20 protein-coding genes and 1 riboswitch are annotated in these 22,015 nt (G+C 61.5%); of the genes, 9 read left to right on the forward strand and 11 right to left on the reverse strand.

Annotation, left to right across the window (positions count from 1 at the left end; all coding sequences use genetic code 11):
• From ACCAA_RS13330 to ACCAA_RS13355, 6 genes are all read right to left on the reverse strand, one after another.
• Positions 1-450: a phage tail protein gene (locus ACCAA_RS13330; protein WP_186407739.1), complete on the reverse strand. Its 450-nt coding sequence runs from the start codon at positions 448-450 to the stop codon at positions 1-3.
• Positions 451-466: 16 nt separating this feature from the next.
• On the reverse strand, positions 467-2,329 hold the full coding sequence (locus ACCAA_RS13335) for a phage tail sheath family protein (protein WP_186407740.1): 1,863 nt from the start codon (positions 2,327-2,329) through the stop codon (positions 467-469).
• Between the two features lie 84 nt (positions 2,330-2,413).
• Positions 2,414-3,349: a hypothetical protein gene (locus tag ACCAA_RS13340; protein WP_186407741.1), complete on the reverse strand. Its 936-nt coding sequence runs from the start codon at positions 3,347-3,349 to the stop codon at positions 2,414-2,416.
• Positions 3,346-3,969: a Pvc16 family protein gene (locus ACCAA_RS13345; RefSeq protein ID WP_186407742.1), complete on the reverse strand. Its 624-nt coding sequence runs from the start codon at positions 3,967-3,969 to the stop codon at positions 3,346-3,348. The genes ACCAA_RS13340 and ACCAA_RS13345 overlap by 4 nt, the downstream gene beginning before the upstream one ends.
• Positions 3,970-4,447: 478 nt before the next feature.
• Complete coding sequence (locus tag ACCAA_RS13350) at positions 4,448-4,708, reverse strand: hypothetical protein (protein WP_186407743.1); 261 nt, start codon at positions 4,706-4,708, stop codon at positions 4,448-4,450.
• 90 nt (positions 4,709-4,798) lie between these two features.
• Positions 4,799-5,794, reverse strand: coding sequence for a sigma 54-interacting transcriptional regulator (locus ACCAA_RS13355; protein WP_186407744.1), 996 nt, complete (start codon positions 5,792-5,794; stop codon positions 4,799-4,801).
• 231 nt (positions 5,795-6,025) lie between these two features.
• Here ACCAA_RS13355 and ACCAA_RS13360 point away from each other — a divergent pair, with 231 nt between their 5' ends.
• Together ACCAA_RS13360 and ACCAA_RS13365 are read left to right on the forward strand one after the other, a co-directional pair.
• Positions 6,026-7,348, forward strand: a complete 1,323-nt coding sequence (locus tag ACCAA_RS13360) for a UDP-glucose dehydrogenase family protein (RefSeq protein ID WP_186407745.1) — start codon at positions 6,026-6,028, stop codon at positions 7,346-7,348.
• Positions 7,349-7,428: 80 nt separating this feature from the next.
• On the forward strand, positions 7,429-7,893 hold the full coding sequence (locus ACCAA_RS13365) for a hypothetical protein (protein ID WP_186407746.1): 465 nt from the start codon (positions 7,429-7,431) through the stop codon (positions 7,891-7,893).
• A gap of 59 nt (positions 7,894-7,952) precedes the next feature.
• On the opposite strand, the gene ppk2 is transcribed toward ACCAA_RS13365, so the two are convergent.
• The 4 genes from ppk2 to lgt all read right to left on the reverse strand — a co-directional run bounded on the left by ppk2 (position 7,953) and on the right by lgt (position 12,035).
• Positions 7,953-8,711 carry a polyphosphate kinase 2 gene (ppk2, locus tag ACCAA_RS13370; protein ID WP_245754572.1) on the reverse strand — a complete coding sequence of 253 codons (759 nt, stop codon included), beginning with the start codon at positions 8,709-8,711 and terminating at the stop codon, positions 7,953-7,955.
• A gap of 573 nt (positions 8,712-9,284) precedes the next feature.
• On the reverse strand, positions 9,285-9,758 hold the full coding sequence (locus ACCAA_RS13375) for a VOC family protein (protein ID WP_186407747.1): 474 nt from the start codon (positions 9,756-9,758) through the stop codon (positions 9,285-9,287).
• A gap of 45 nt (positions 9,759-9,803) precedes the next feature.
• The gene (locus ACCAA_RS13380; RefSeq protein ID WP_186407748.1) at positions 9,804-11,189 is read right to left on the reverse strand and encodes a malonyl-CoA decarboxylase; all 1,386 of its coding nucleotides are present in this window, start codon (positions 11,187-11,189) and stop codon (positions 9,804-9,806) included.
• 48 nt (positions 11,190-11,237) lie between these two features.
• Positions 11,238-12,035: a prolipoprotein diacylglyceryl transferase gene (lgt, locus tag ACCAA_RS13385; protein WP_186407749.1), complete on the reverse strand. Its 798-nt coding sequence runs from the start codon at positions 12,033-12,035 to the stop codon at positions 11,238-11,240.
• 83 nt (positions 12,036-12,118) lie between these two features.
• Here lgt and ilvD point away from each other — a divergent pair, with 83 nt between their 5' ends.
• Positions 12,119-13,975 (forward strand): dihydroxy-acid dehydratase, encoded by a 1,857-nt coding sequence (gene ilvD / locus ACCAA_RS13390; protein WP_186407750.1) that lies wholly within the window; start codon positions 12,119-12,121, stop codon positions 13,973-13,975.
• Here the strand turns inward: ilvD and ACCAA_RS13395 are convergent, their stop codons facing one another.
• Complete coding sequence (locus tag ACCAA_RS13395) at positions 13,976-15,049, reverse strand: carboxysome shell carbonic anhydrase domain-containg protein (protein WP_186407751.1); 1,074 nt, start codon at positions 15,047-15,049, stop codon at positions 13,976-13,978.
• A 209-nt stretch (positions 15,050-15,258) separates the two neighbouring features.
• Positions 15,259-15,342, forward strand: a riboswitch (cyclic di-GMP riboswitch).
• Between the two features lie 311 nt (positions 15,343-15,653).
• Between ACCAA_RS13395 and ACCAA_RS13400 the strand changes: the two genes are divergently transcribed.
• The 6 genes from ACCAA_RS13400 (at position 15,654) to ACCAA_RS22735 (ending at position 21,213) form a co-directional block, all read left to right on the forward strand.
• A complete protein-coding gene (locus tag ACCAA_RS13400) occupies positions 15,654-16,088 on the forward strand; it encodes a type IV pilin protein (protein ID WP_186407752.1) in 435 nt (144 codons plus the stop codon).
• A gap of 3 nt (positions 16,089-16,091) precedes the next feature.
• Positions 16,092-16,814, forward strand: coding sequence for a GspH/FimT family pseudopilin (locus tag ACCAA_RS13405; RefSeq protein ID WP_186407753.1), 723 nt, complete (start codon positions 16,092-16,094; stop codon positions 16,812-16,814).
• Positions 16,814-17,359, forward strand: coding sequence for a type IV pilus modification PilV family protein (locus ACCAA_RS13410; protein ID WP_186407754.1), 546 nt, complete (start codon positions 16,814-16,816; stop codon positions 17,357-17,359). The genes ACCAA_RS13405 and ACCAA_RS13410 overlap by 1 nt, the downstream gene beginning before the upstream one ends.
• Positions 17,360-17,376: 17 nt before the next feature.
• The gene (locus ACCAA_RS13415; protein ID WP_186407755.1) at positions 17,377-18,486 is read left to right on the forward strand and encodes a PilW family protein; all 1,110 of its coding nucleotides are present in this window, start codon (positions 17,377-17,379) and stop codon (positions 18,484-18,486) included.
• Positions 18,483-19,139, forward strand: coding sequence for a pilus assembly PilX family protein (locus ACCAA_RS13420; RefSeq protein ID WP_186407756.1), 657 nt, complete (start codon positions 18,483-18,485; stop codon positions 19,137-19,139). The genes ACCAA_RS13415 and ACCAA_RS13420 overlap by 4 nt, the downstream gene beginning before the upstream one ends.
• A 1,372-nt stretch (positions 19,140-20,511) precedes the next feature.
• The gene (locus ACCAA_RS22735; protein WP_425394484.1) at positions 20,512-21,213 is read left to right on the forward strand and encodes an alanine-zipper protein; all 702 of its coding nucleotides are present in this window, start codon (positions 20,512-20,514) and stop codon (positions 21,211-21,213) included.
• Positions 21,214-22,015 lie beyond the last annotated feature (802 nt).

The following is a 22,015-nucleotide window of genomic DNA, read 5'->3' on the forward strand; positions in this document are numbered from 1 at the left end:
CTAGACGTACTCGACGCCTTCGTGCACCAGGTGCAGCTCTTCCATCGCCACTTCGCCGCCACCTTTTGCCGCCAGCGTCGGGCCGACCCACTTCTTGGGCTGAGCATTGGTCAGCTTGAAAGCGGCGACCGGATTGCGCGCTTCATCGAGGACCGTAATGGTCACCGTACGGCGACCGTCGCCGCCTTCACGGACGTCCTTGACCCACTGGAACAGGTCGGTCGAACCGATCAGCCCACGTTTGAGCGTCACGTCTTCCTGTTTGAAGGTATTGGCGACCTTGCGCACGGTATTGACCATGTCGTTGCCGTTGCGGTACTCGGAATAGTTGATCTCGCTGCCCAGACCGGAAGCGTCGGAAAAGCCCGCGATGACGCTGGTCTCACTGCCATTGCCGAGCGAGACCAGGAAATTGAAGGCGCCGTAGGGATTGTTGCGTTGGGTTGCCATCTGGAGTTCTCCTCAATCAGCTCTTGCTGTCGGCAGTCCATTGACCGACGCGGAAGATCACGAACTCGGCCGGACGGCTGGGCGCCATGCCGACCAGGCAGATCAGGCGGCCGTTGTCGAGATCGTTCTGGGTCATCGTCGTGCGATCGCAGCGGACGAAGAACGCTTCCGCTGGCTTCGCGCCGATCAGCGCGCCATCGCGCCAGAGGACATAGAGGAAGTCTTCGACCATGCTGCGGATGTTGGTCCACAGACGCTCGTTGTTGGGTTCGAAGACCGCCCACTGGGTCGCCTTGTCGATCGAGTGCTCGACGTAGATGAACAAGCGACGGACGTTGACGTACTTCCATTCCGGGTCCGAACTCATCGTACGCGCACCCCAGACGCGGTTGCCGCGACCGTCGAAGAAGCGCAGGCAGTTGACGCCTTCGGGGTTGAGGACATCCTGGCGCGCCTTGTTGATGTTGATCTCGAACTTCGTCAGGCCACGCACCACCTCGTTGGCCGGCGCCTTGTGCACGCCACGTTCGATGTCGCTGCGCGCATAGATGCCGCAGACGAAACCTGACGGCGGCAGGGTCAGCTTGCGCGGCGGCACGCCGGGAACGGTCGGGAAGAGTGGATCGAGGATCTCGATCCACGGGTGGTAGAGGGCCGCATACTTGCTGTCGAACTTGCCGCGGAACTCGCGGATCTCGGAGATCGAGCTGTTCGCCGCGGCGTCGACGACGGCGATGCGATAGCGGTACTTCTCGGCGTGCGCGATGAGATGGTCGGCCGCCGCCTGGACCGAGTCACTATCGAGCATCGCACCGCCGTCGGGCAGGGCGACGATGGCGATGTCGTCGAGTTCGCCGAGCGCTTCGAGGCCGGTCGCGCGCTCGGCGACGACGTCCGGGTTGGCCTCCTTGCCGCCCAGATCGTCGGCGCTAGGCAGCGTGCCGTCGCCGCCGCCGGCGAGCCGCTTGTCGGCGGACTGCAGGCCAACCATCAGTGCCGCCGGCGCGAAAGCATTTCCGCCCGGCAGCCAGTCGAGATAGACCATCGCGTTCTCGTCATCGGGGTCATCGAGTTCGAGGACTTTGCCAATGTCGCGACGCTGGTCGCGGTGTGCGCCGAGTTGGTCATAGACGTCGATACGGCCGTCGGGACCGTAGACCGTGACGCGCAATTCGACGAGCGAAATCTGCGCGCCGGCGGCGACCGGTACCGGCAGGCCGGTGTTGTCGATGAAAGTCTGCCGACCATCGCTATCGACGTTGATCACCCGCAGGTTGCCGGCGACCAGCGGCACGTTACCGGTCGGCGCGACCGCCGGCAAGGGCGCGCTGACTTCGACGACGGCGCCGGCACGAATGCTCTTTACCTGCACACCCCAGGTGTGCCTGGCCAGAATGTCGCCAACGACCAGCGGGAATTCGAAGGCCAGGTTCTTGCTGCGCATGACCTGGGTGTCGACCAGGACGTTGCCGTCCTGACCCGGCCAGCGGGCGTGCCAGGCGGCCGCGCCAAGCGTCGTCGGGACGGTCAGATGGGCGATGAAGTCGGCGACCGGCTGAGCTGCCGCTGGCGTGAAGACTCGCGACACGTACAGCCGGCGCCCGCCGTTGTTGAAGAAGGCACGCGCTGCGTGCGCCAGATACGCTGTTCGCTCGCCGGTCGCCAGATCCAGTGGCGCCAGGCTGCCATAGACGCGCTCGAATTCGGTGAACGAGGTGATCAGGCGCGGCTTGGTCGTCGTCGGCCCGAGCGAGTACTGCACGGGACCGAAGCGGGTCACGCCGGCAAAACCGGTGGTACTGGTCGGCACGCCTTCGATCGACTTGGAGCGGAAGCTGACCTCCTCGACATAGACGCCAGGTGCTAGATACTCGGGCATGGTGTTCCCCTCTGTTCTGTGGTCATGGGACAAAAGGCGCCGCGGCGCGATCGCAACGCCCGCTGTGGCCAACGATTGCGCCGACTAGGCAAAAAGCAGGTCGGCATCATTTACTCCTGACACCCTGCCCGGTGCCAGCGTGATGTCGATGAAAGCGGCCTCCAGCACGTGGCCGGCCGGCATCGCTGTGCCGCTGAGGACCTCGTTCAAGGCGTCGCTGCCGGCCACCTCGAGCGGCAGACCAGAGAGCGGATCGGCAACACCAAGCACGCTTGCCGGAGCGAGGAAGATCCACAGCCGCAGGGCTATCGTCGCCGGCAGGACGACGCCTCCCGGCACTGCCTGCGTCCCGAGGACGACGAGGAATTCGCCGCGGTCATCGCCGTGCGCCCAGGCCAGCGGTGTTTCCGTGGCGAAGTTCGCCGGTCCGGCACCCGGCCGGGTGACCACCACGCGCGCCCAGGCGACAGGCACCGCCGACGCCAGCGAAGCACCGCGCCGAATACAGCCACGAATCGCCGAGGCATTGGCGGCCAGCGGATAGGTGGCGCCAGGCCACAGCCAGGCGGTACGGATGTTGGCCAGCGACGACGGCGGCACGCCGCCGCTTTGCACCGGCGTCAGCGACAGCCGGCGCGGCACGTACTGGCGGGGATCGTTGTCGCTGCGGTAGTCGGCGTAGCGCGCATCGCGGCGGGCGAAAGCGCGCACGACGAAGTTCGTCGGGTCGTCAGCGACGTCTGCCGGTGGCGTCGCCACCTTGTCGGCAGCGGCGAGTGGCAGCACTCTGGCCAACCGGCCGGCGTGACGCAGCGCCTGCCGTGCCTGCGGGTGGCGTTCGAAACGCAGCAGCCCTGGGCGCGTGCCGATCGCTTCGAGGTCGTTGACCCAGTCTCCGGCGACCGGCAGCTGGGTCAAGGCGTCAAGCCACTGGATTCCCAAAGCCAGGCGATGCGTGACCTGGCTGACCTGCACCGTATTGTCGATACCCAGCGGCCGCAGCGTCGCGACGGCGCTCATGTGCTGATCCGCAGGCGGATGTCGGCGTCGGTGACCGGCGGCGTGAGCTCTGCCTCGGCGGTATCGATACGCACCACGCGCGCCAGGTAAGGCACCGACAGGCGGTAGTCGCTGGGCAGCGAGTCGAAAGTGCGCATCAGCGCTTCGGTCGATATTTCCTCGAGCAGCAGTTGCACGGCGTCGGTCGGCGCCGCCTGCGGTTCGCCAGCGTATTCCGGCGTCGCCGGCAGGCTCGGGGCATAGAGCAGTGGCCCCGAGAGGACGGGTGCCCTTTCCAGTACCTGCATCGTGCGCCCGAGGATCATGTGCTGATACTCGGCGTTCTCGGCCCAGGGAGTCAGCAGATAATGCAGGTCGAGCGCCAGATGACCGCGGCCATCGGCATTGCCCACCGCCGACCAGGCCGCACGCATGATGTTGTTGAAGTCCACCCGGTAGAGCAGGATCGACAGCGCGTTGTCGCCGATCTTGTCCTTCGACTGAGTGTCGCCGAGATCCTCGGTACGAATCAGCACGGCCTTGGTCTTCTTGCCCGGCACCGGCTCACGTTCGAGAAAGGCGCGAGCGAGAACGCGCTCGATACTCTTCCCGACAGCGGCGATGCCCGTGAAGCCTGCCATGCGCTTGCCTCCTCATCGAGGTTTTGCCGCAACAATGCGGCGCTGATTTCGGTTACGGTTCGCTGCGCGCCGGCGGGCGCAGTCGGCAGTTGGCCGGGGCTTCCGGCAACGACTTCCCGACCTTCTTCCGGTTTGCCGATGAACGGCCGACCGGAGGCTTACCGATGATCCAAAGCAAGCCGCGTGCCAACGCAAGGCGCTTTGTTTAACTGCATGTATTGGTTCTTATTTCCGCAAAGTGCCGCCGCTGCGAGTGCTGATCTGGGTCGAATTCGACCCAGACGGAGGAGGGCTGGTCAACTAAAATCGCCTCGCGCAGGTCGTCACTGCGCTGCCCCTTTGCCCAGAAGCCAGGCTGATCCTTGCGCCGCCAGGCAAAGGGAGAAAGCCGGGTCAGCTTTCACCCGTGTGGGTCGGATTTGCCCCACTCGTCGCGCCAAGCCCTGCACGGGTCGACGTGACTCGGTCCAAGACGAGCTCACGCCTGCGCGGAACGAGGTCCTGCCTCGTCTTCGGGGCGCGAGTACACCACATGCCGGTCGGCGTTTTCGCGGCGGCGGACCAGACCTTGCGCCTGCAGGCGGGCGAGTGCGGCTTCGACGACTGGAATGTCGACGCACCAGTGGACCGGCAGCCACCACTCGCAGATGCCGTCCACGGTGTCAGCAGCCTCGGGATGGCTGTGCAGATAGCGCAGGATGGCGTCTACCACCTCGCTGAGGCCTGGCTGCGGGTCCATTGGCTTCTCTCCCCTGAAGCAACAGGCATCCAGAAGCAATCATCGTGCTATGCGGGATTTGGTCAGGGGTCAGCGCTGCGCTGCGGGGATTCAGTTCCGCCGGAATTCCTCCGGCTCGATGCCATGCTTCTTGAGCAGTTTGCCCAGTGCGCGCCGTTCCTTGCCGGCCAGACGTGCGGCGCTCGATACGTTGCCGGCGCTTTCCGACATCAGGCGCAGCAGTTGGCTACGTTCGAAAGCCACCAGGACCTGCTGCTTGGCTTCGTTGAAATTGAGCGCCGCGGGGTTGGCCATGCGGCGATCGGACTGGCGTCGGCGATCACCGTCCGGGGCCAGGGCACAGACCAGGATGGCTGGTCCGTCGCAAAGCAGGAACTCCCTCTGGATGCGGTTCTGCAGCTCGCGAACGTTGCCTGGCCACGGATAGGCGAGCAGCCAGTGCACGGTATCGGGATGCAGTTCCTGGACCGGCAGGTGATACTGACGCGCCGCTTCGGCGATGAAGTGACGGGCGAGCAGGACGGCGTCGTCGGCGCGCGCGCGCAACGGCGGAACGTGAAGATCCATCGCAGTGAGGCGATAGTAGAGGTCGGCCCGGAATTCATCCTGGCTGACACGCTGCACGAGATCGCTGTTGCAGGCGGCGACGATGCGAACGTCAGCCTTTTCGGTGTGGCTGCTGCCCAGCCGGCGATACTGGCCGTCCTGGAGGAAGCGCAACAGGCTGACCTGCGCCTTTGGCGTCAGTGCGTCGACTTCGTCAAGAAACAATGTGCCGCCCTCGGCCTGGGCAATCAGGCCGATCTGGCTCTCACGCGCGTCGGTATAAGCCCCTCTGGCGTGGCCGAAGAGTTCGTTCTCGACCAGATGATCGGGCAACGCACCGCAGTTGACCGGGATGAACGGACGGTCTCGACGTCTCCCCTGGTAGTGGATGGCGCGCGCCGCCATCTCCTTGCCGCTGCCGGTCTCACCGCTGATCAGAACGGTGGTGTCGTAGCGCGCGATCCTGGCAAGAATCGCCAGCATCCCCCGGAAGGTGGTGGATTGGCCTATGAAACCATTTGCTGCCGGCAGATTGCTCATCGTCCGTCCTCCATGCTGAGGTCAGCGAAAACGCCCGATTCATTGCACTTGGAGCTTGGAACTTAGCAAAGTATCTCGTTGAGCGTCCAATAGACTCTATGAATGCGGCTGGACGGGTGATCGTCGCGGGGCTTTCGGTCCATAATGATGAGTTTTCCGCCGTAGCCGCGAGTGGGGACCCGCGGGCGGCCCGTTGAGGTTCTGATCTTTTTTTGCGAGGAGATGCTTGAAATGAAGGTCACTGTCATTGGCGCCGGGTACGTCGGCCTGGTTTCCGGCACCTGCCTGGCGGATGTCGGCAACGACGTTCTCTGTCTCGACCTGGATCAGGAGAAGATTCGCATTCTCCAGAGCGGCGGCATCCCGATCTTCGAGCCCGGTCTCGAAGCGATGGTGAGGAGAAACGTCGCCGCCGGCCGCCTGCGCTTCACGACCGATGTAGAAGAAGCGGTCATGCATGGCCTTTTGCAGTTCATTGCCGTCGGCACGCCTCCCGACGAAGATGGTGCGGCCGACTTGCAGTATGTCGTGGCGGCGGCGATGAACGTCGGCAGATTCATGACCGAGTACAAGGTTGTGGTGGACAAGTCGACGGTCCCAGTCGGTACCGCCGACGCAGTGCACGCGGTCCTGGCCGAACAACTGGCGGTACGCGGCGTGAGCATCGACTATAGCGTGGTCTCCAACCCCGAGTTCCTCAAAGAGGGGGCGGCCGTTGAAGACTTCATGAAGCCGGACCGGATTGTCGTTGGCGCGCAGGATTCTCGCGCCGTAGACGTCATGCGCGAGCTTTACGCGCCTTTCCAGCGCAACCACGAGCGTTTGTTGGTGATGGATGTGAAGAGCGCGGAACTGACCAAGTACGCCGCCAACGCGATGCTGGCCACGCGCATCAGTTTCATGAACGAATTGGCGAACCTCGCTGAAAGTCTGGGGGCCGATATCGAACTGGTGCGCAAGGGAATTGGCTCCGACCCGCGAATTGGTTTCGACTTCCTGTACCCGGGCGCCGGTTACGGCGGCTCGTGCTTTCCGAAAGACGTGCAGGCGCTGATTCGAACGGCGCACGCTGCAGGTCATCAGCTCAAGGTTTTGCGCGCCGTCGAGGAGGCCAACACGGCCCAGAAGTCGGTGCTGACGCAAAAGATTGTCAAGCGCCTCGGCGCGGATTTGTCGGGCAAGACGATCGCCCTCTGGGGACTGGCCTTCAAGCCTAACACCGACGACATGCGTGCTGCACCGAGCCGGGTGCTGATCGCCGACCTCCTGGCGCGCGGCGCGCGGATCAGGGCCTACGACCCGGTGGCAGCCGACGAGGCGCGCCGCATCTTCGCCGGCGAAGCGGGCATTGATTTGGTCAGCAAGCCGATGGAGGCTCTGCGGGGTGCCGACGTCCTGGCGATCGTCACCGAATGGAAGGAGTTTCGTGCACCGGATTTCGCGGCCATCAGGTCGCTCCTCAAGACGCCGGTGATTTTCGATGGCCGCAACCTCTATGACCCTGCCGTTCCGCGCCGCGCGGGGCTCGAATACTTCGCCATCGGGCGGCTGTAAAGCAGCTTTTTTGCTGCACCGCACCAAATCTTGCTATAATGAAGTCCGTTGCTTGTTTGCCTTCGTCTTGCAGAACCCGTATGTATATCGTCGATGATCCCACCCTTGCGCTCATTGCCCGTTTCGTAGGGAACTCGGCGCACGATGAATGTTCGGACACGGAATTCTTCCAGCGGCAGATCGCGGCAATTGAAGAGTACGTCGACCGCTTTCCGCCGGACGAGCGGGAGACCCGCGCCTTGGCGTGGATTGAGGCAAATGCCCGGCAATATCGTCAGCAGTGGCAGAAGCAGGCGGCGATCAACGTCCTGGCCAAGACCCGTTGTCCCGATTGCCCCCTGGCCGGCGGTGATGAGTGGACGCCTTGTGCGGTTCATACACACTGGCTGAAGCTGCTGCAGCGTTACGCCGTCAACGAGCTTTCATCACACGATTATGTGGCCAGGAGTCTGGCGCTGCTGACCGCACACAAGGACTGGCTGAAGGTAAGTCGAGTTCTCGGCCCGTCGCGGTCAGCACGTCCGGAGACCTGCTGCCGAAACTGATGACCCGACTCGCCTGGCGCGCGGCACCAGGCGGACGTTCCCGGAAGGGTAAGCAGCGTTCAGTAAACTTCCGGAATGAAGGTCTGGTCGGAGATGGGAGGCCGGACATAGCCATGCTCGTCCTGACGAGGCGGCAGGACGATCGGTTCGGGCGTCAGGTCCTCGTAGTCGATCATGTTCAGGAGATGCGTGATCACGTTCAGGCGGGCCCGCTTCTTGTCGTCGCCGTCGACCACATACCAGGGCGCCTGCTTGATGTCGGTGTGCGCGAACATGGCGTCCTTGGCTCGTGAGTAGTCGACCCAGCGAGCCCGTGATTCGAGGTCCATCGGGCTGAGTTTCCAGTGCTTTTCCGGATGAAAGATCCGCTTCTGGAAACGACGCTCTTGCTCTTCATTGCTGACCGAGAACCAGTACTTGATCAGGATGATGCCGCTGCGGACAAGCATCCGCTCGAATTCCGGGCAGGTGCGTAGAAACTCCCGGTAGTCGTCTTCAGTGCAGAATCCCATCACCCGCTCGACGCCGGCCCGGTTATACCAACTGCGATCGAAGAGAACCATTTCTCCGCCGGCCGGCAGGTGCTGAACGTAGCGCTGGAAATACCACTGGCTCTGCTCCCTGTCCGTCGGTGCGGGCAGGGCGGCGACGCGGGTGACGCGCGGACTGAGGCTCTCGGTGATGCGCTTGATGGTGCCGCCTTTGCCGGCCGCATCACGCCCTTCAAACACGACGACGACCTTGAGTTTCTTGAACTTGATCCACTCCTGCAGTTTGACGAGTTCGACTTGCAGCTTCGACAGCGTCTCTTCGTACAACTTCGTTTTGAGCGCCGGCTTGCGAGCGTTGTCGGTATGGCTGCCTTTGCCCCGAGCTTCTTCAGGCTTCAGCGCGGCCAAGGTCACTTTCGTCGGCTTGGCCGCCTTGGCCTTGGCAGCTTTCGGCGCCGTGGCCCGCTGATCATTCTTGCCTTCGGTCTTGGTCGCCGCCTTTGCTGCCGTCTTGGCGGTGGCCGCCGTTGGAGGCTCTGTCACTTGCTCGGTTACGCTTTCGGTAGTGGCTTGATCGCCTTCCGGTGCGACATCTTCGTGCACGGTCTTGACTTCACTCATGGTGCCTCCTTGGCGTGGCTGAATCTTGAATGGTTGGCATGGTTCTTCTCCTCTTCGCGCACAAATTGCCGCGGGCGCCAATTATCGTCCTTTTTTTCGCAAAAATGAACAATTCGGCGCACGAAACGTGCAATCCGCCACGCGCTGCCAGGACAGGGTGCTGAGGAGGATCTGAACATGCCCCATCGTTCGCCGACCGGGACGGCGAGGGGAGGAGTTCGGAGGAGGTGTGAAGGGAAGGGGCAACGGGCCTGGCCCGCTGCCCCTTCAGCGCCATTCTCAGCCGAGCTTGGCAAATGCTTCGATGACTTCTGCCGGTGCCTGGACCATTTCGATCAGCACGCCTTCACCAGCGATCGGGAATTCGGCACTCGCTTTCGGATGCAGAAAAGTGATGTCAAAACCGGCGGCACCCTTGCGGATTCCCCCCGGCGCGAAGCGTACGCCGTGGGCTGTCAGCCATTCAACCGCCTTTGGCAGGTCGTCGATCCACAAGCCGACATGGTTGAGCGGTGTGGCGTGGACCGCCGGCTTCTTCTCGGGATCAACCGGCTGCATCAGATCGACTTCGACCTTGAACGGGCCTTTGCCCATGGCCACGATGTCTTCGTCAACGTTTTCGCGTTCGCTGACGAAGTTGCCGGTGATTTCGAGGCCCAGCATGTCGACCCATAGCTGGCGCAGTTTCATCTTGTCCGGACCACCGATGGCGATTTGCTGGATGCCGAGGACTTTGAAGGGACGTTGGTTCATGTAATGTTCTTTCTTGTAACACGATCGAAAGGAGTTCTGCTGGCGCTAGTCGCGAGCAGAACGGCGTATGGCGGCAGCGGCCGCAAACTCACTACCACGAGAAAAAGCCTCGACGTTTTCTTCTATGGTATCAGGGTCGTACAGATAATTCACCATCAGTCCGAAGGACTGTCGCCGGCCCCGAGGCGATGTGTCCGCCAGATAGTTGAGGCGTTCGATGCGCGCGCCGTTGCCGAGATGAAAGCGGGCAACCGGGTCGTAGGGCCGTCCGCTCTTGTCAGTGGCCAGCAGATAGCGCGCGGCCAGGCGCCTCAAGCCGTGCTGCAGGGCGCGCGCCAGACGCTCATCGTCGACCCAGCGGTCGTCGGCGAGCAGTTGGACAAGCCCGGCGGCGTTGGCCATCGTTGTCTGCGCTGGCGCCAGATGGCGCTTGATCCGTTCGAGGTCAGCTTCACCAAAGGCCTTTTGCCAGGCATCCGGGTTCTTCTCGGCCCAGCGCCGAAAAGTGGGCAGGGGAGACAGGGTGGCAAAGTTGACCAGCCGTGGGTAGTCGCGCTTCAGGTCGTCGACGACGCGTTTGAGCAGAAAATTGCCGAATGAGACGCCACGCAAGCCGGGCTGCGTGTTGGAGATCGAATAGAAGATCGCCGTGCTTGCCCGTTGCGCGTCGAAGACCGGCGCGTGTTCGTCGAGCAGTGTCTGAACGTTGTCGGCAAGCTTGTCGGTCAGCGCGACCTCGACGAAGATCAGCGGCTCCATGGGCATGCGTGGATGAAAAAAGGCGTAGCAGCGACGATCCGAGTCCAGGCGGTTTTTCAGATCGCTCCATGAGCGGATCTCATGGACCGCCTCGTACTCGATCAGTTTTTCAAGCAGTTTTGCCGGAGAGCTCCAGGTGATGCGCTGCAGTTCGAGGAAGCCGACATCGAACCAGGCAGCCAGGCGCAACTCGACTTCCTGGTCCAGCGAACGCAGGGCCGGGTCCTGGTCCACAAAGCGCAGCAAGTCGGCGCGCAGGTCGACGAGAAACTTGACGCCCTGCGGCAGGGCAGTGAATTGCGTCAGGATGCGCAAGCGAGACGAACGGATGGCATGACGCAGGTCCGATTCGGCGGCCCAGCGCTCCTCGCTGTCGATCGCCGCCTGATAGTCGGCGTGCGCCCTGGCGACCTGTTGCGGGTCGGGACCGAATTCGCTAGCGATGATGCGCAGAAAGGTGGCGCGACCTTGGTCATCGAGACGCAGATAGGTCTCCGCCAGACGGCCTGCGCGCCGCCTTGCCGAGACTTCACCGCCGACGCCGCTGGCACATTCATGCAGCAGATCATGAATCCGCGCCAGTTGTTTACCATCCAGAGTACGCGCGCCAGCACTTTCAACGAGGAGCGTGCGGACCTTGCGCAGCCCCCGGACGACTATTCCTGCAGGCATTTCATTTTCCTCCTCGTCCACCATGGCTCGGCAAACGGTCCTTCGACTTTAGACAGGCCGGCGCTGCGCGCCGACGACAAAAACGATACCGATCAGAATCATCGGCAGCGACAACCACTGCCCCATGCTGACGGTGTATGAGAAACCAAAGATACCCTCATCGGGCGAACGGAAATACTCGGCGAACCAGCGCAGAACTCCGTAGCCGATCAGGAAGAAACCCGAAACGGCGCCGCACGGCCGCGCTCGCCGCGAATAGAACCACAGGACGATAAACAATACGACGCCCTCGAGCCCGGCCTGATAGAGCTGCGACGGGTGGCGCGGGAGATCGTCGACGCGGGGGAAAATCATCGCCCACGGCAGGGACGGATCCGCCGGACGACCCCAGAGTTCGCCGTTGATGAAGTTGCCCAGGCGCCCGGCGGCCAGGCCGAGCGGCACCAGCGGAGCGATGAAATCGGTGATTTCGAGCCACCGTCTGCCGGTCTTGCGGGCGTAGAGCGCCATGGCGACGAGCACGCCGAGGAAGCCACCATGAAACGACATGCCCCCCTTCCACACGGCAAGGATCTCCAGCGGATGCGCGAGGTAGTCGCCCGGCTCGTAGAACAGAACCTGGCCAAGGCGGCCGCCAATGATCACCCCGAGGACACCGTAGAAAAGCAGGTCGTCGAGCTCGCGCAACGTCCAGCCGGCTTGCGAAAGCTGGGGATGGACCAGAATGCGATGGCGGCCGAGCCACCAGAACTGGACAAAGGCAAGCAGGTACATCAGCCCGTACCAGTGAACACTCAATGGGCCCAGCTTGAGTGCGACAGGGTTGAACTGCGGATGGATCAACACGGTGCGAACACCCCGGGGGCTTTCGGATAGAATCCCGATTATATCGCGCCACCTTCGGGCGTGTTTCAGATTGGAGATCGGCAATGCCCCACTATCGTTCCCGGACCTCGACTCACGGCCGCCACATGGCGGGTGCCCGCGCCCTGTGGCGCGCGACGGGGATGAAGGACGGCGACTTCGGTAAGCCGATCATCGCGGTGGTCAATTCCTTCACACAATTCGTTCCGGGTCACGTGCACCTCAAGGATCTGGGCCAGTTGGTGGCGCGCGAGATCGAGGCCGCCGGTGGCGTGGCCAAGGAATTCAACACCATCGCCATCGACGATGGCATCGCCATGGGGCACGATGGCATGCTCTATTCGCTGCCCTCGCGTGACTTGATCGCCGATTCGGTCGAATACATGGTCAATGCGCACTGCGCCGACGCCATGGTGTGCATTTCGAACTGCGACAAGATCACACCGGGGATGCTGTTGGCCGCGATGCGGGTGAACATCCCGACGATCTTCGTTTCCGGTGGCCCGATGGAGGCGGGCAAGGTGAAGTGGGGCGGCAAGGTGATTGCCGTCGACCTCGTCGATGCGATGGTCAAGGGCGGTGACAGCAACTGTTCAGACGATGAGGTTGACGCTTTCGAACGCTCGGCGTGCCCCACCTGCGGTTCATGTTCAGGCATGTTTACTGCCAACTCGATGAACTGCCTGACCGAGGCGCTGGGTTTTTCGCTACCCGGCAACGGTAGCTGTCTGGCGACCCATGCCGATCGCCAAGAGCTGTTTCTCAAGGCCGGTCGCCAGATCGTCGACCTGTGTCGTCGCTATTATGAACACAACGACGCCTCGGTCTTGCCGCGCTCGATCGGCAGTTTCGCCGCCTTCGAAAACGCGATGACGCTGGACGTTTCGATGGGCGGTTCGACGAACACCGTCCTCCACATCCTGGCAGCGGCGCAGGAAGGGGGCGTGAATTTCACGATGGCCGACATCGACCGCATTTCGCGTCGGGTGCCGTGCCTGGCGAAAGTCGCGCCGGCGACGCCCGACTATCACATGGAGGACGTCCACCGTGCCGGAGGCATCTTCGCAATTCTCGGCGAACTCGACCGTGCCGGCCTGCTTCATCGCGGCGTCCCGACGGTGCACGCCCGAACGCTGGGCGAGGCGATCGACACCTGGGACGTGATCCGCTCGCCAGACGCCATGGTCCACGAGTTCTTCAGGGCCGCGCCGGGAGGCATTCCGACGCAGACCGCTTTTTCGCAGGACCGGCGTTACCCGGAACTGGATCTCGATCGCGCGCACGGCTGCATTCGCGACCAGGCCCACGCCTATTCGCAGGAAGGCGGTCTGGCCGTGCTCTACGGCAACATCGCGAGCGATGGCTGCATTGTCAAGACCGCCGGTGTGGACGAGAGTATCTGGGTGTTCAGCGGTCAGGCACGGGTGTTCGAGAGTCAGGATGATGCCGTGCAGGCGATTCTTGGTGACCAGGTCAAGCCCGGCGAGGTGGTCGTCATTCGCTACGAAGGCCCGAAAGGCGGGCCAGGAATGCAGGAGATGCTCTACCCGACGTCGTACCTGAAGTCTAAGGGGCTGGGCAAGGTCTGCGCGCTGCTGACCGATGGCCGTTTTTCCGGCGGTACGTCAGGGCTGTCGATCGGGCACGCCTCACCCGAGGCTGCCGAAGGCGGCGCGATCGGTTTGGTGGAAGAGGGCGATGTGATCGAGATCGATATTCCGGCCCGACGTATTCATCTGCTCATCGACGACTCCGAAATGGCCCGCCGTCGCGCCGCAATGGACGCCAGAGGAGATGCCGCCTGGCAGCCGGCAGCCGAGCGCCCGCGTATGGTTTCGCAGGCCCTGCGGGCCTATGCGCTGATGGCCACTTCGGCGGCAACCGGCGCGGTGCGCGACATCGAGCAGTTGAAGAGGCGCTGATCAACCCACGGTGATTGTCTCCAGCCTGCGCGAGCGCCAGTCGAGGACCGCCGTGCGCATCGCCATTTGCTCGCCAAGGCGGGGAAACTCGGCGCGAATCACGTCCGCGGCGAAGGTAGACAGGAAGCGCGACTTGAGCTCGGCGCGAGCGCGGTCGACGCCGATTTCGTCGTAGGGCACCGAGGCCAGGAGCAGAAAACCGTCGCTCGGGATGCGCCCGGCCTGCATGTTGGCTTCGATGATGCCGGCCGCCCGGCGGATCGGCACGTCCAGATTCGGGCTGTAGGGACCGATGATCAACGCGATGTTGGGCGTATGCAGGAAGTCGAAGCCACGACCCAGACAGATCATCCACTCGCGGTGCTCGATGTCGAGCAGACGTTCGTTGCGGCGAATCTGGGCGCGCACGTTCTCGATGTGCGCCAGGTTGCCGTACAGCAAGGGCAGCAGGTCGGCGCGCATGCGCGCCGGCATGTCCGGCAGCAGGGCGGCAAGACGGAGCTCGAGCGTTGCCCGGTCGGACGAAGTCAGGGTCGATAGATCGAGCTTGTCGCCGGCCGTGCCGTGGATGACCAAGGCATCCTCGTCGGTCTCGAAGCCGCAGACCAGGGGATAGACGGTGCCGTGATCGCTGCCGAAGATGTGCTCGACCTGGCGCCGGATTTCGTAGGTATGGGCAATGGCCGCCGCCGTGTCGTACTGGAAACCGGCGCAACCACGCCGTGGGTCGCCTTGCGAGTAGTGGTAGGTGACCAGGAAGACGACCTGGCGTCCGGTGCTGACGACGCGCTGTACGTGGTGGGCAAGTACCTCGCCGAGGTGCGGCCAGCCGAGGTCGAAGATGCCGCCGAGGTTGCGAAAGGGCATCAGGATGCCGACCGGTGTGTTGGTGGCCACCGGAATGTTGATCCGGCCGTCCATGCACTTGAGGACGGCGATCGCCGTCGGATGCTCGGCCAGGTAATGTTCGCGCGCCAGCCAGGCTTCCGGGCTGCGAAAAATCGCACTGTGCCGGTCAGCGAGGCCGAACAGCCAGTCGATACGCTCGTCGATCGGTTTGCCGTGGATGTCCATGGCGTCGCGGCAGTCTCCAATGTAATCGCTACCCTCTCGTTCTGGCGAGGGCGACGGTGGGCTATGAACGGTAACGGGGTGTCGGTGCGACGGATTGATCTTCAGTCGTGATCCTTGCAACAAGTGCTTGACATTTTATCCTGACTGACGTAGCTTCAGAGGGTGCGATGCGGGAGCGACTGTCTCAACACTCTTCGGATTCGCAGATTACTTGAAAAGGGCAAACCAAGCGAGAGCTTGAGGCGCAAAGTGACCGGTCTGACGGCTTCGGCCAAGACAGCGGGACTGCCAAGTATAGAGGTTGCTACAAACTGCACGCGTCCAGTGCACGGCCAGGGAACGAAGGGATCTGCCAGAATGGCGCCGTTCCTGCCCGGCAACCAACATGAACAGGCTCTCCATGCTGCCTTCAGTTCAGGCGAACATCGAGAAAACTGAACATGTTGTCCCGCCAAACTTCTCCACGACACAGTTCTACTCACGCTACGGCTCTCAGCCCTGCGCCTAGTGTTCATGCGCCCGTACATTGTTTGCCTGATCGCTGCAGCCGGCCGACGCCAGCGTTCGTCTGCTCCTGTGGACTGGTGGTAAGGGAATGTGAACAATGAGAAGGAAGGCTGATTCCGCTGATTCCGGATTCACTTTGATAGAAATCATGATCGTCGTAGCGATCATCGGGATCATCGCTGCCATTGCCATCCCCAATTACACCGACTACGTCCGTCGCAGCAAGATCAGCGAAGCAGTGTCGGGCCTTTCTCAAATGGCCACGAAACTGGAGCAGTACTTTCAGGACAGGCGTACTTACGCCTGTGATGCGGGCACTGTGGCTGAGCTGATTCCGGCGACGAATAATTTTCAGTTCACCTGCCCCATTCTGAGTGACACCACCTACACGGTCAGAGCCACCGGTACGGGCCAGATGGCCGGATTTACTTACGAAATCACACCGACCGGCAAGAATACGGTTGCCGTTCCAACCGGCTGGACGGGTGCACCCAAGACGTGCTGGATTGTGAACAAAGGGGGAGGTTGTTAGGCCATGACTCTCCAGGGGAAGGGCTTTTCCTTGCTCGAACTCCTGATTGCGATAGCGATCATGGGCGTACTCCTTTCTTTGGGGCTACCGGCGTTGTCCACCTATTCTCGCAATATCAAGCTACGTGCAGCAGCCGAGAGTTTCTTTGCCGGACTCCAGTTGGCGCGCGGCGAGGCGGTCAGGTTGAATGCCAGTGTCGAGTTGATTCTCGCCAATGCCGCTCCAGCAGTTGATGACGGATCGGATGGTGACTATCCCGTACTTGCAGAGGAGTCAAGGGACAATCTGGACAATCTGGTGGCAAGCGGCAAGCTGGCCGCCAATCATCCCGTTGCTCACGTAAGCACCAGTGGCGATCCCAGCTATAACTGGCTAGTGAGGACCAAGCCGGCGGCAGGCGGGGAGTGTGGCGCCAATCCCGACCGGGAACAGGCCAAAGCATGCTGGTTTCTTGCCGGCAAGCGAGGCGCCGAAGGCGCTGGCGGGTCAGGGGCAGACGCCGAGTCCCGAATTCTGATCGAGGGCCCGGCGTCGGTCTGGTTTTCGCCTCTCGGTGGCGCAAACGCCAAGTCCGACTTCTTTTTTTCCAGTCCAGGAGAGGAGTGTGCCAAACCTCCACCAGACAAGGGTGGTCCAATTCACTGCCTGAGAGTCAGGGTCGAGCTGGGTGGGCGCGTGAAGCTGTGCGATCCGGCGGCCACTGCCGGTGATACGAGAGCTTGTTGATGAAGACCTCCTCCCGTTCTCAGCAAGGCGTTTTTCTGCTTGAAGCGCTGATCGGCATTCTCGTTTTTTCGCTGGGAGTGCTGGCCATGGTGGCCTTGGGGACAGCGGCCGTGTCGGCACAGTCGGATGCTCAGTACAGGACGCAAGCGGCCAACCTGGCCAACGAAATAGCCAGTCTGATAGCGCTCAAGGTGAATCGCATCGAGGTCCCTGGAAGCGATTCGCTGGAGACGGCACAACTTACACGGACGGCGGTGAATGATTCTCTGCTTCCTTTTCGCTATCATCCGGTCACTGCAGCCACCTGTAACTTTACCGGTTATGAGCCTCCAAACACCCCGGAGACCGCTTTCGTGGCCGCCTGGGTTAACAGGGCCACTACTGACGCCGAGACCAGACTGCCGGGTGCGCTCAGCAGCGGTTTGCAGATTGATACCACCACACTCAAGGATGCGGGTCTTAGCGGAGTGCGTGTCACCGTATGCTGGCAAGGGCCGACTGACAAATCGGTGCGGTCGCATACCCTGGTCACTTACATCAACTGAAGCCGGCGACGAAGACCATGTCTGCCAAACCATTTGCGAATCGAAACGGAGGGTTCACACTGATCGAGATCCTGGTCAGCGTGGTCATTGGACTGCTGGGCATTGTGGTCATGTTTCAGGTCCTGAAGATGTGGGATTCACTCAAGCGAACCACCGCGGCAGGGAGCGACGCGCAAATTGCGGGAACGGTTGCCATGTTCAGCCTGGAACGAGACATCAGGCCTGCCGGAATGGGGTTTAGCAAGGGTGATAAAGATGACCCTTTGGTGCCCTCGATGGGGTGCAAGGTATGGGCCATGGGCCCGACGGCTTTCTTTTCACTGGTTCCCGTTCAAATTGTCCAGGGAGCCAACGGTGCACCTGATCAGATCATTACCCTTTACGGCAGTTCTTCCTTCTTCGTCTCGACACAGAAGTATAAATTTACGGCGACTGACTCGAAGACTGTCGATGGCTCCTTCGCAGGCTTCAAGAGGGGCGATGTCGTGATTGCCGGTGGAGACACCGCGGCGACAGACTGTGAGTTGCTGGAAGTTTCCAGTGACGCCACACCAGGCGTGCTTGGGCACACCGCGTCGAGCTATGACAACTATTACACGGGGGTCTCGGTTGCTTCGCGCTTTAATCCGGCGCCCGTTCACATTGTGGCTGCGACGGGTTTTCTGTACAACCTCGGGCCTACACCGCAGCGCAACGTCTGGAGTATCCAGAGCGAGAAACTGTATCGGCAAGACAGTCTTTATGCAGCCGCAGCAACCGAGGTGGCCGACAATATCATTGACTTGCAGGCCCAATACGGAATTGACACCAACGGCAATGGCAAGATCGAAGACGACGGCACCACGACTTTATGTACCGTCACCAACGAATGGTGCGAGGCTGATCCGGTTGCTCCGGCTGACTGGGCAAAGGTAATCGCTATCCGCGTCGCGCTGCTCAGCCGCAGTCAACAATTCGAGAAGACTGAGGTGACGCCTGATCGCCCAAGCTGGGCTGGCGGAGTTTTTAATGTGCGCAATATTGCCGACGCCACCGTCGATGTCGCCAACTGGAAACATTATCGTTATCGTGTCTATGAGAAGGTCGTTCCTCTGCGCAATATGGTTTGGGGAGGCGACTTCAAATGACTCGTCGCCCGACTCCTGGCTGTGCCGCCAAGAACCAGAAGCTGAACGTCGCTGCGGGTGTGCCTCGCCAGCAGCGCGGCGTGGTGCTGTTGATCGCTCTCATCATGCTGGTTGCAATGACTGTGGTGGGACTGTCAATGCTCCGCTCGATTGGTGCGGGTGCGGGCATTGCCGGGAATCTGGCATTCAAGCAAAACGCGACTTCGGGGGCGGATCTCGGCGTTGAGATTTCACGAATATGGCTGCTCAGCAAGAGCAAGGTCGATCCGCAAGCCCTGAATGACGACATCGTTGCTGATGGCTACTACGCGACCTGGCAGGATGGTTTCAATCCGTTGACCTATGACTGGGCGAATTCAAAGAAGCTGACCCACAACGAAGTGGACTTCATCGACAACTTCACAGGCAAGGATATGAGTGGCAATGAAATTCGCTACGTCGTGCATCGTCTCTGCGCGGAACCCGGAGCTGTAGACAAGGGTGGCACCCAGAAATGTGCGAATTTCACTGATTACAGCACGCTTAGTTCAAAAGGTTCCCGCGGTTACGGCGGAAACGCCCCCGCGCTTACGGAACAACCGTATTACCGCGTCACGGCTCGCGTCAGGGGGCCGAGAAATACCTTGAGCTATATTCAGATTGTGATGTACTAGGAGCGACCATGGTTGCGCGAGTGTTGTGGAAGCTGTCTGCTCTTGTGAGCAGCAGGCAGCAGCCGGTTTTGACGAGTCAATGCAGCCCTTGCTGCGGCGCGAGCCGTGTCGGTCAGGAGAGCGAAATGAGCAACTCTAGGCAGTATTTCAGTCCCCGATGCGCGCTGCTGTGGTGCGCCCTGGCCACGCTCGTGGCGGTCTTCCCGCAGGCTGCTCTGGCCGCCGACAGCCCTGTGCTTTCCGACAGTCCGATCGCCAACACCACCTCGGTGCAGGTCAAACCGAACATCATGCTGCTCATGGACACCTCGAACTCGATGCGCTTTTCGCATATGCCGGATGAGATCGAGGGTACGAACAACGGCGCCTTCCCCATCGGTTACAAGAGCTATCAATGCAACGCACTGTATTACAAGCCAACGCAGACCTACGCTTTACCCAAGGACTCGACAGGAGTCGCACTTTCTCTGCCGACTTTTAACGCAGCTTTCTACGATGTGTATATCAATCCTTCGGATACCCGGGACCTGGCCACGAACTTCAGGGCCTACGACACCACGACGCGGCAATTTGCGACCCTGTCCGACCCCGCTCAGCCGGCCTATTACTATGTGTATACCGACGCCAGCGGTGTGGAATCGAGTTTCCAGAGTTTCTCGGACCCGAGGTGTACACAGCCTGATACCGGTGACTCTTCAACGACTACCATTCAGGAGACTGCTCCCGGAACAGGTAAGTGGACCCGTGTCCTGGTCTCCTCGCTCAGCGCGGATCAGCAAAAGAATTTCGCTATCTGGTATTCCTACTATCGCACCCGGATCAGCATGATCAAGAGTGCAGTGAGCCTTTCGTTTACGCCATTGACTGATAGCTACCGCGTCGGCCTGGTGACGGTAAAACCGTATTCCGCTTTGGCGCCGACTCAGGGCATGTCGGTGTCTTCCGACTACTACCTGGCGATCAACGATTTTGAGACCAATCAGCGGCAAAACTGGTTTGCCAAACTCTTCAGCCAGGTTCCCGGAGGGTCTTCGCCGGCACGTGAAGGCTTGGCGAGGGTTGGGCGTCACTATGCGGGCAAACAGGATTCGATCAACACAGGCATGACGGGCGATCCCGTGCAGTATTCCTGCCAGCAGAACTTCACTATCATGACCACCGATGGCTACTGGAATGCAGCAGCCGAAACGGCAGGGCCGGTGAAGCTGGATGGGATCTCGCTCGTTGGTCAGCAGGATGGCACGCTCGACGCAACGGTTCCGGATCCCAATTCTCTCGCCGGCACCATCAACATCGTGCCGCGACCGATCTGGGACGGTTTGCCGACAACGAAAGTTCTGACAGCGAAAGTCAAGGAATATCAACTCGCCAACTGTTCAAGCAAGTATGGTCCGCTGTCGACGACGCAGAACCTGCAAAGCACGACGCAGAACCTGCAGAGCACCGCGCAGACGACCCAGAGCACCGTGCAGAACCTGCGGAGCACCGTGCAGAACCTGCGGAGCACCGCGCAGAACCTGCAGAGCACCGTGCAGACGACGCAGAGCACCCTGCAGAACCGTCAGAGCACCGTACAGAACCTGCGGAGCACCGCACAAAATTTGCAGAGCACCGTGCAGACGACGCAGAGTACCCTGCAGAACCGCCAGAGCACCGTTCAGAACCTGCGGAGTACCGCACAAAATTTGCAGAGCACCGTGCAGACGACGCAGAGTACCCTGCAGAACCGCCAGAGTACCGTTCAGAACCTGCGAAGCACCGCACAAAACTTGCAGAGCACCGTGCAGACGACGCAGAGCACCCTGCAGAATCGGCAGAGCACCGTGCAGAACCTGCGGAGTACCGCGCAAAATCTGCAGAGTACCGTGCAGACGACGCAGAGCACCCTGCAGAACCGGCAGAGCACTGCGCAGAACCTGCGGAGTACGACACAGAACCTGCGGAGCACCACGCAGAATTTGCAGAGCACCGCGCAGAACCTGCAGAGTACGACACAGAATCTGCAGAGCACGACACAGAATCTGAAGAGCACTGTGCAGAACCTGCAGAGTACCTCTCAGTTGTTTGCGTATGACTCTGTCACCGAACTTTCCACACCGGTTGCTTCGTGCATCAATGCCCCACCCATTTCCTGCAGCGTCGTGTTGACAACCAATGTGCCGGTTGCGTCTTGTACACCACAAACTGCGCAGGCCAGCAATCTCTACCTGACCATCACCTGCCCGGCGCCGGTGATTACGACGAACGTCCCGGTGGCGACGTGTACGGCCTCCGCGGCGAGTGCCGGCAATAGCTGGACGACCACCACCTGCGCGACGAACAACACGACCAGCGTCCCGGTGGCGACGTGTACGGCCTCAGCGGCGAGTGCCGGCAATGGCTGGACGACGACGACGTGTCCGGCGCCGGTGATTACGACGAACGTCCCGGTAGCGACGTGTACGGCCTCGGCGGCGAGCGCTGGCAATAACTGGACGACGACGACGTGTCCGGCGCCGGTGACGACGACGAACGTCCCGGTAGCGACGTGTACGGCCTCGGCGGCGAGCGCCGGCAATGGCTGGACGGCGACGACTTGTCCCGCGCCGGTGATTACGACGAACGTCCCGGTAGCGACGTGTACGGCCTCGGCCGCGAGCGCTGGCAATAGCTGGACGACGACGACCTGTCCGGCGCCGGTGATTACGACGAACGTCCCGGTCGCGACGTGTACGGCCTCGGCCGCGAGCGCTGGCAATAGCTGGACGACGACCACCTGTCCGGCGCCGGTGATTACGACGAACGTCCCGGTCGCGACGTGTACGGCCTCGGCGGCGAGCGCTGGCAATAACTGGACGACGACCACCTGCTCACCGCTGTCGACCGGACCCACCGGA

It is taken from the genome of Candidatus Accumulibacter aalborgensis (assembly GCF_900089955.1).
Lineage (GTDB): Bacteria > Pseudomonadota > Gammaproteobacteria > Burkholderiales > Rhodocyclaceae > Accumulibacter > Accumulibacter aalborgensis.

Coding starts and splice junctions, on each gene's coding strand:
- ACCAA_RS13355 (WP_186407744.1), bottom strand. CDS start 5,794: ATGAGCAATCTGCCGGCAGCAAATGGTTTCATAGGCCAATCCACCACC.
- ACCAA_RS13345 (WP_186407742.1), bottom strand. CDS start 3,969: ATGGCAGGCTTCACGGGCATCGCCGCTGTCGGGAAGAGTATCGAGCGC.
- ACCAA_RS13335 (WP_186407740.1), bottom strand. CDS start 2,329: ATGCCCGAGTATCTAGCACCTGGCGTCTATGTCGAGGAGGTCAGCTTC.
- ilvD (WP_186407750.1), top strand. CDS start 12,119: ATGCCCCACTATCGTTCCCGGACCTCGACTCACGGCCGCCACATGGCG.
- ACCAA_RS13410 (WP_186407754.1), top strand. CDS start 16,814: ATGAAGACCTCCTCCCGTTCTCAGCAAGGCGTTTTTCTGCTTGAAGCG.
- ACCAA_RS13395 (WP_186407751.1), bottom strand. CDS start 15,049: ATGGACATCCACGGCAAACCGATCGACGAGCGTATCGACTGGCTGTTC.
- ACCAA_RS13350 (WP_186407743.1), bottom strand. CDS start 4,708: ATGGACCCGCAGCCAGGCCTCAGCGAGGTGGTAGACGCCATCCTGCGC.
- ACCAA_RS13375 (WP_186407747.1), bottom strand. CDS start 9,758: ATGAACCAACGTCCCTTCAAAGTCCTCGGCATCCAGCAAATCGCCATC.
- ACCAA_RS13365 (WP_186407746.1), top strand. CDS start 7,429: ATGTATATCGTCGATGATCCCACCCTTGCGCTCATTGCCCGTTTCGTA.
- ACCAA_RS13380 (WP_186407748.1), bottom strand. CDS start 11,189: ATGCCTGCAGGAATAGTCGTCCGGGGGCTGCGCAAGGTCCGCACGCTC.
- ACCAA_RS13400 (WP_186407752.1), top strand. CDS start 15,654: ATGAGAAGGAAGGCTGATTCCGCTGATTCCGGATTCACTTTGATAGAA.
- ACCAA_RS13405 (WP_186407753.1), top strand. CDS start 16,092: ATGACTCTCCAGGGGAAGGGCTTTTCCTTGCTCGAACTCCTGATTGCG.
- ACCAA_RS13360 (WP_186407745.1), top strand. CDS start 6,026: ATGAAGGTCACTGTCATTGGCGCCGGGTACGTCGGCCTGGTTTCCGGC.
- ACCAA_RS13415 (WP_186407755.1), top strand. CDS start 17,377: ATGTCTGCCAAACCATTTGCGAATCGAAACGGAGGGTTCACACTGATC.
- ACCAA_RS13340 (WP_186407741.1), bottom strand. CDS start 3,349: ATGAGCGCCGTCGCGACGCTGCGGCCGCTGGGTATCGACAATACGGTG.
- ACCAA_RS13330 (WP_186407739.1), bottom strand. CDS start 450: ATGGCAACCCAACGCAACAATCCCTACGGCGCCTTCAATTTCCTGGTC.
- ACCAA_RS13420 (WP_186407756.1), top strand. CDS start 18,483: ATGACTCGTCGCCCGACTCCTGGCTGTGCCGCCAAGAACCAGAAGCTG.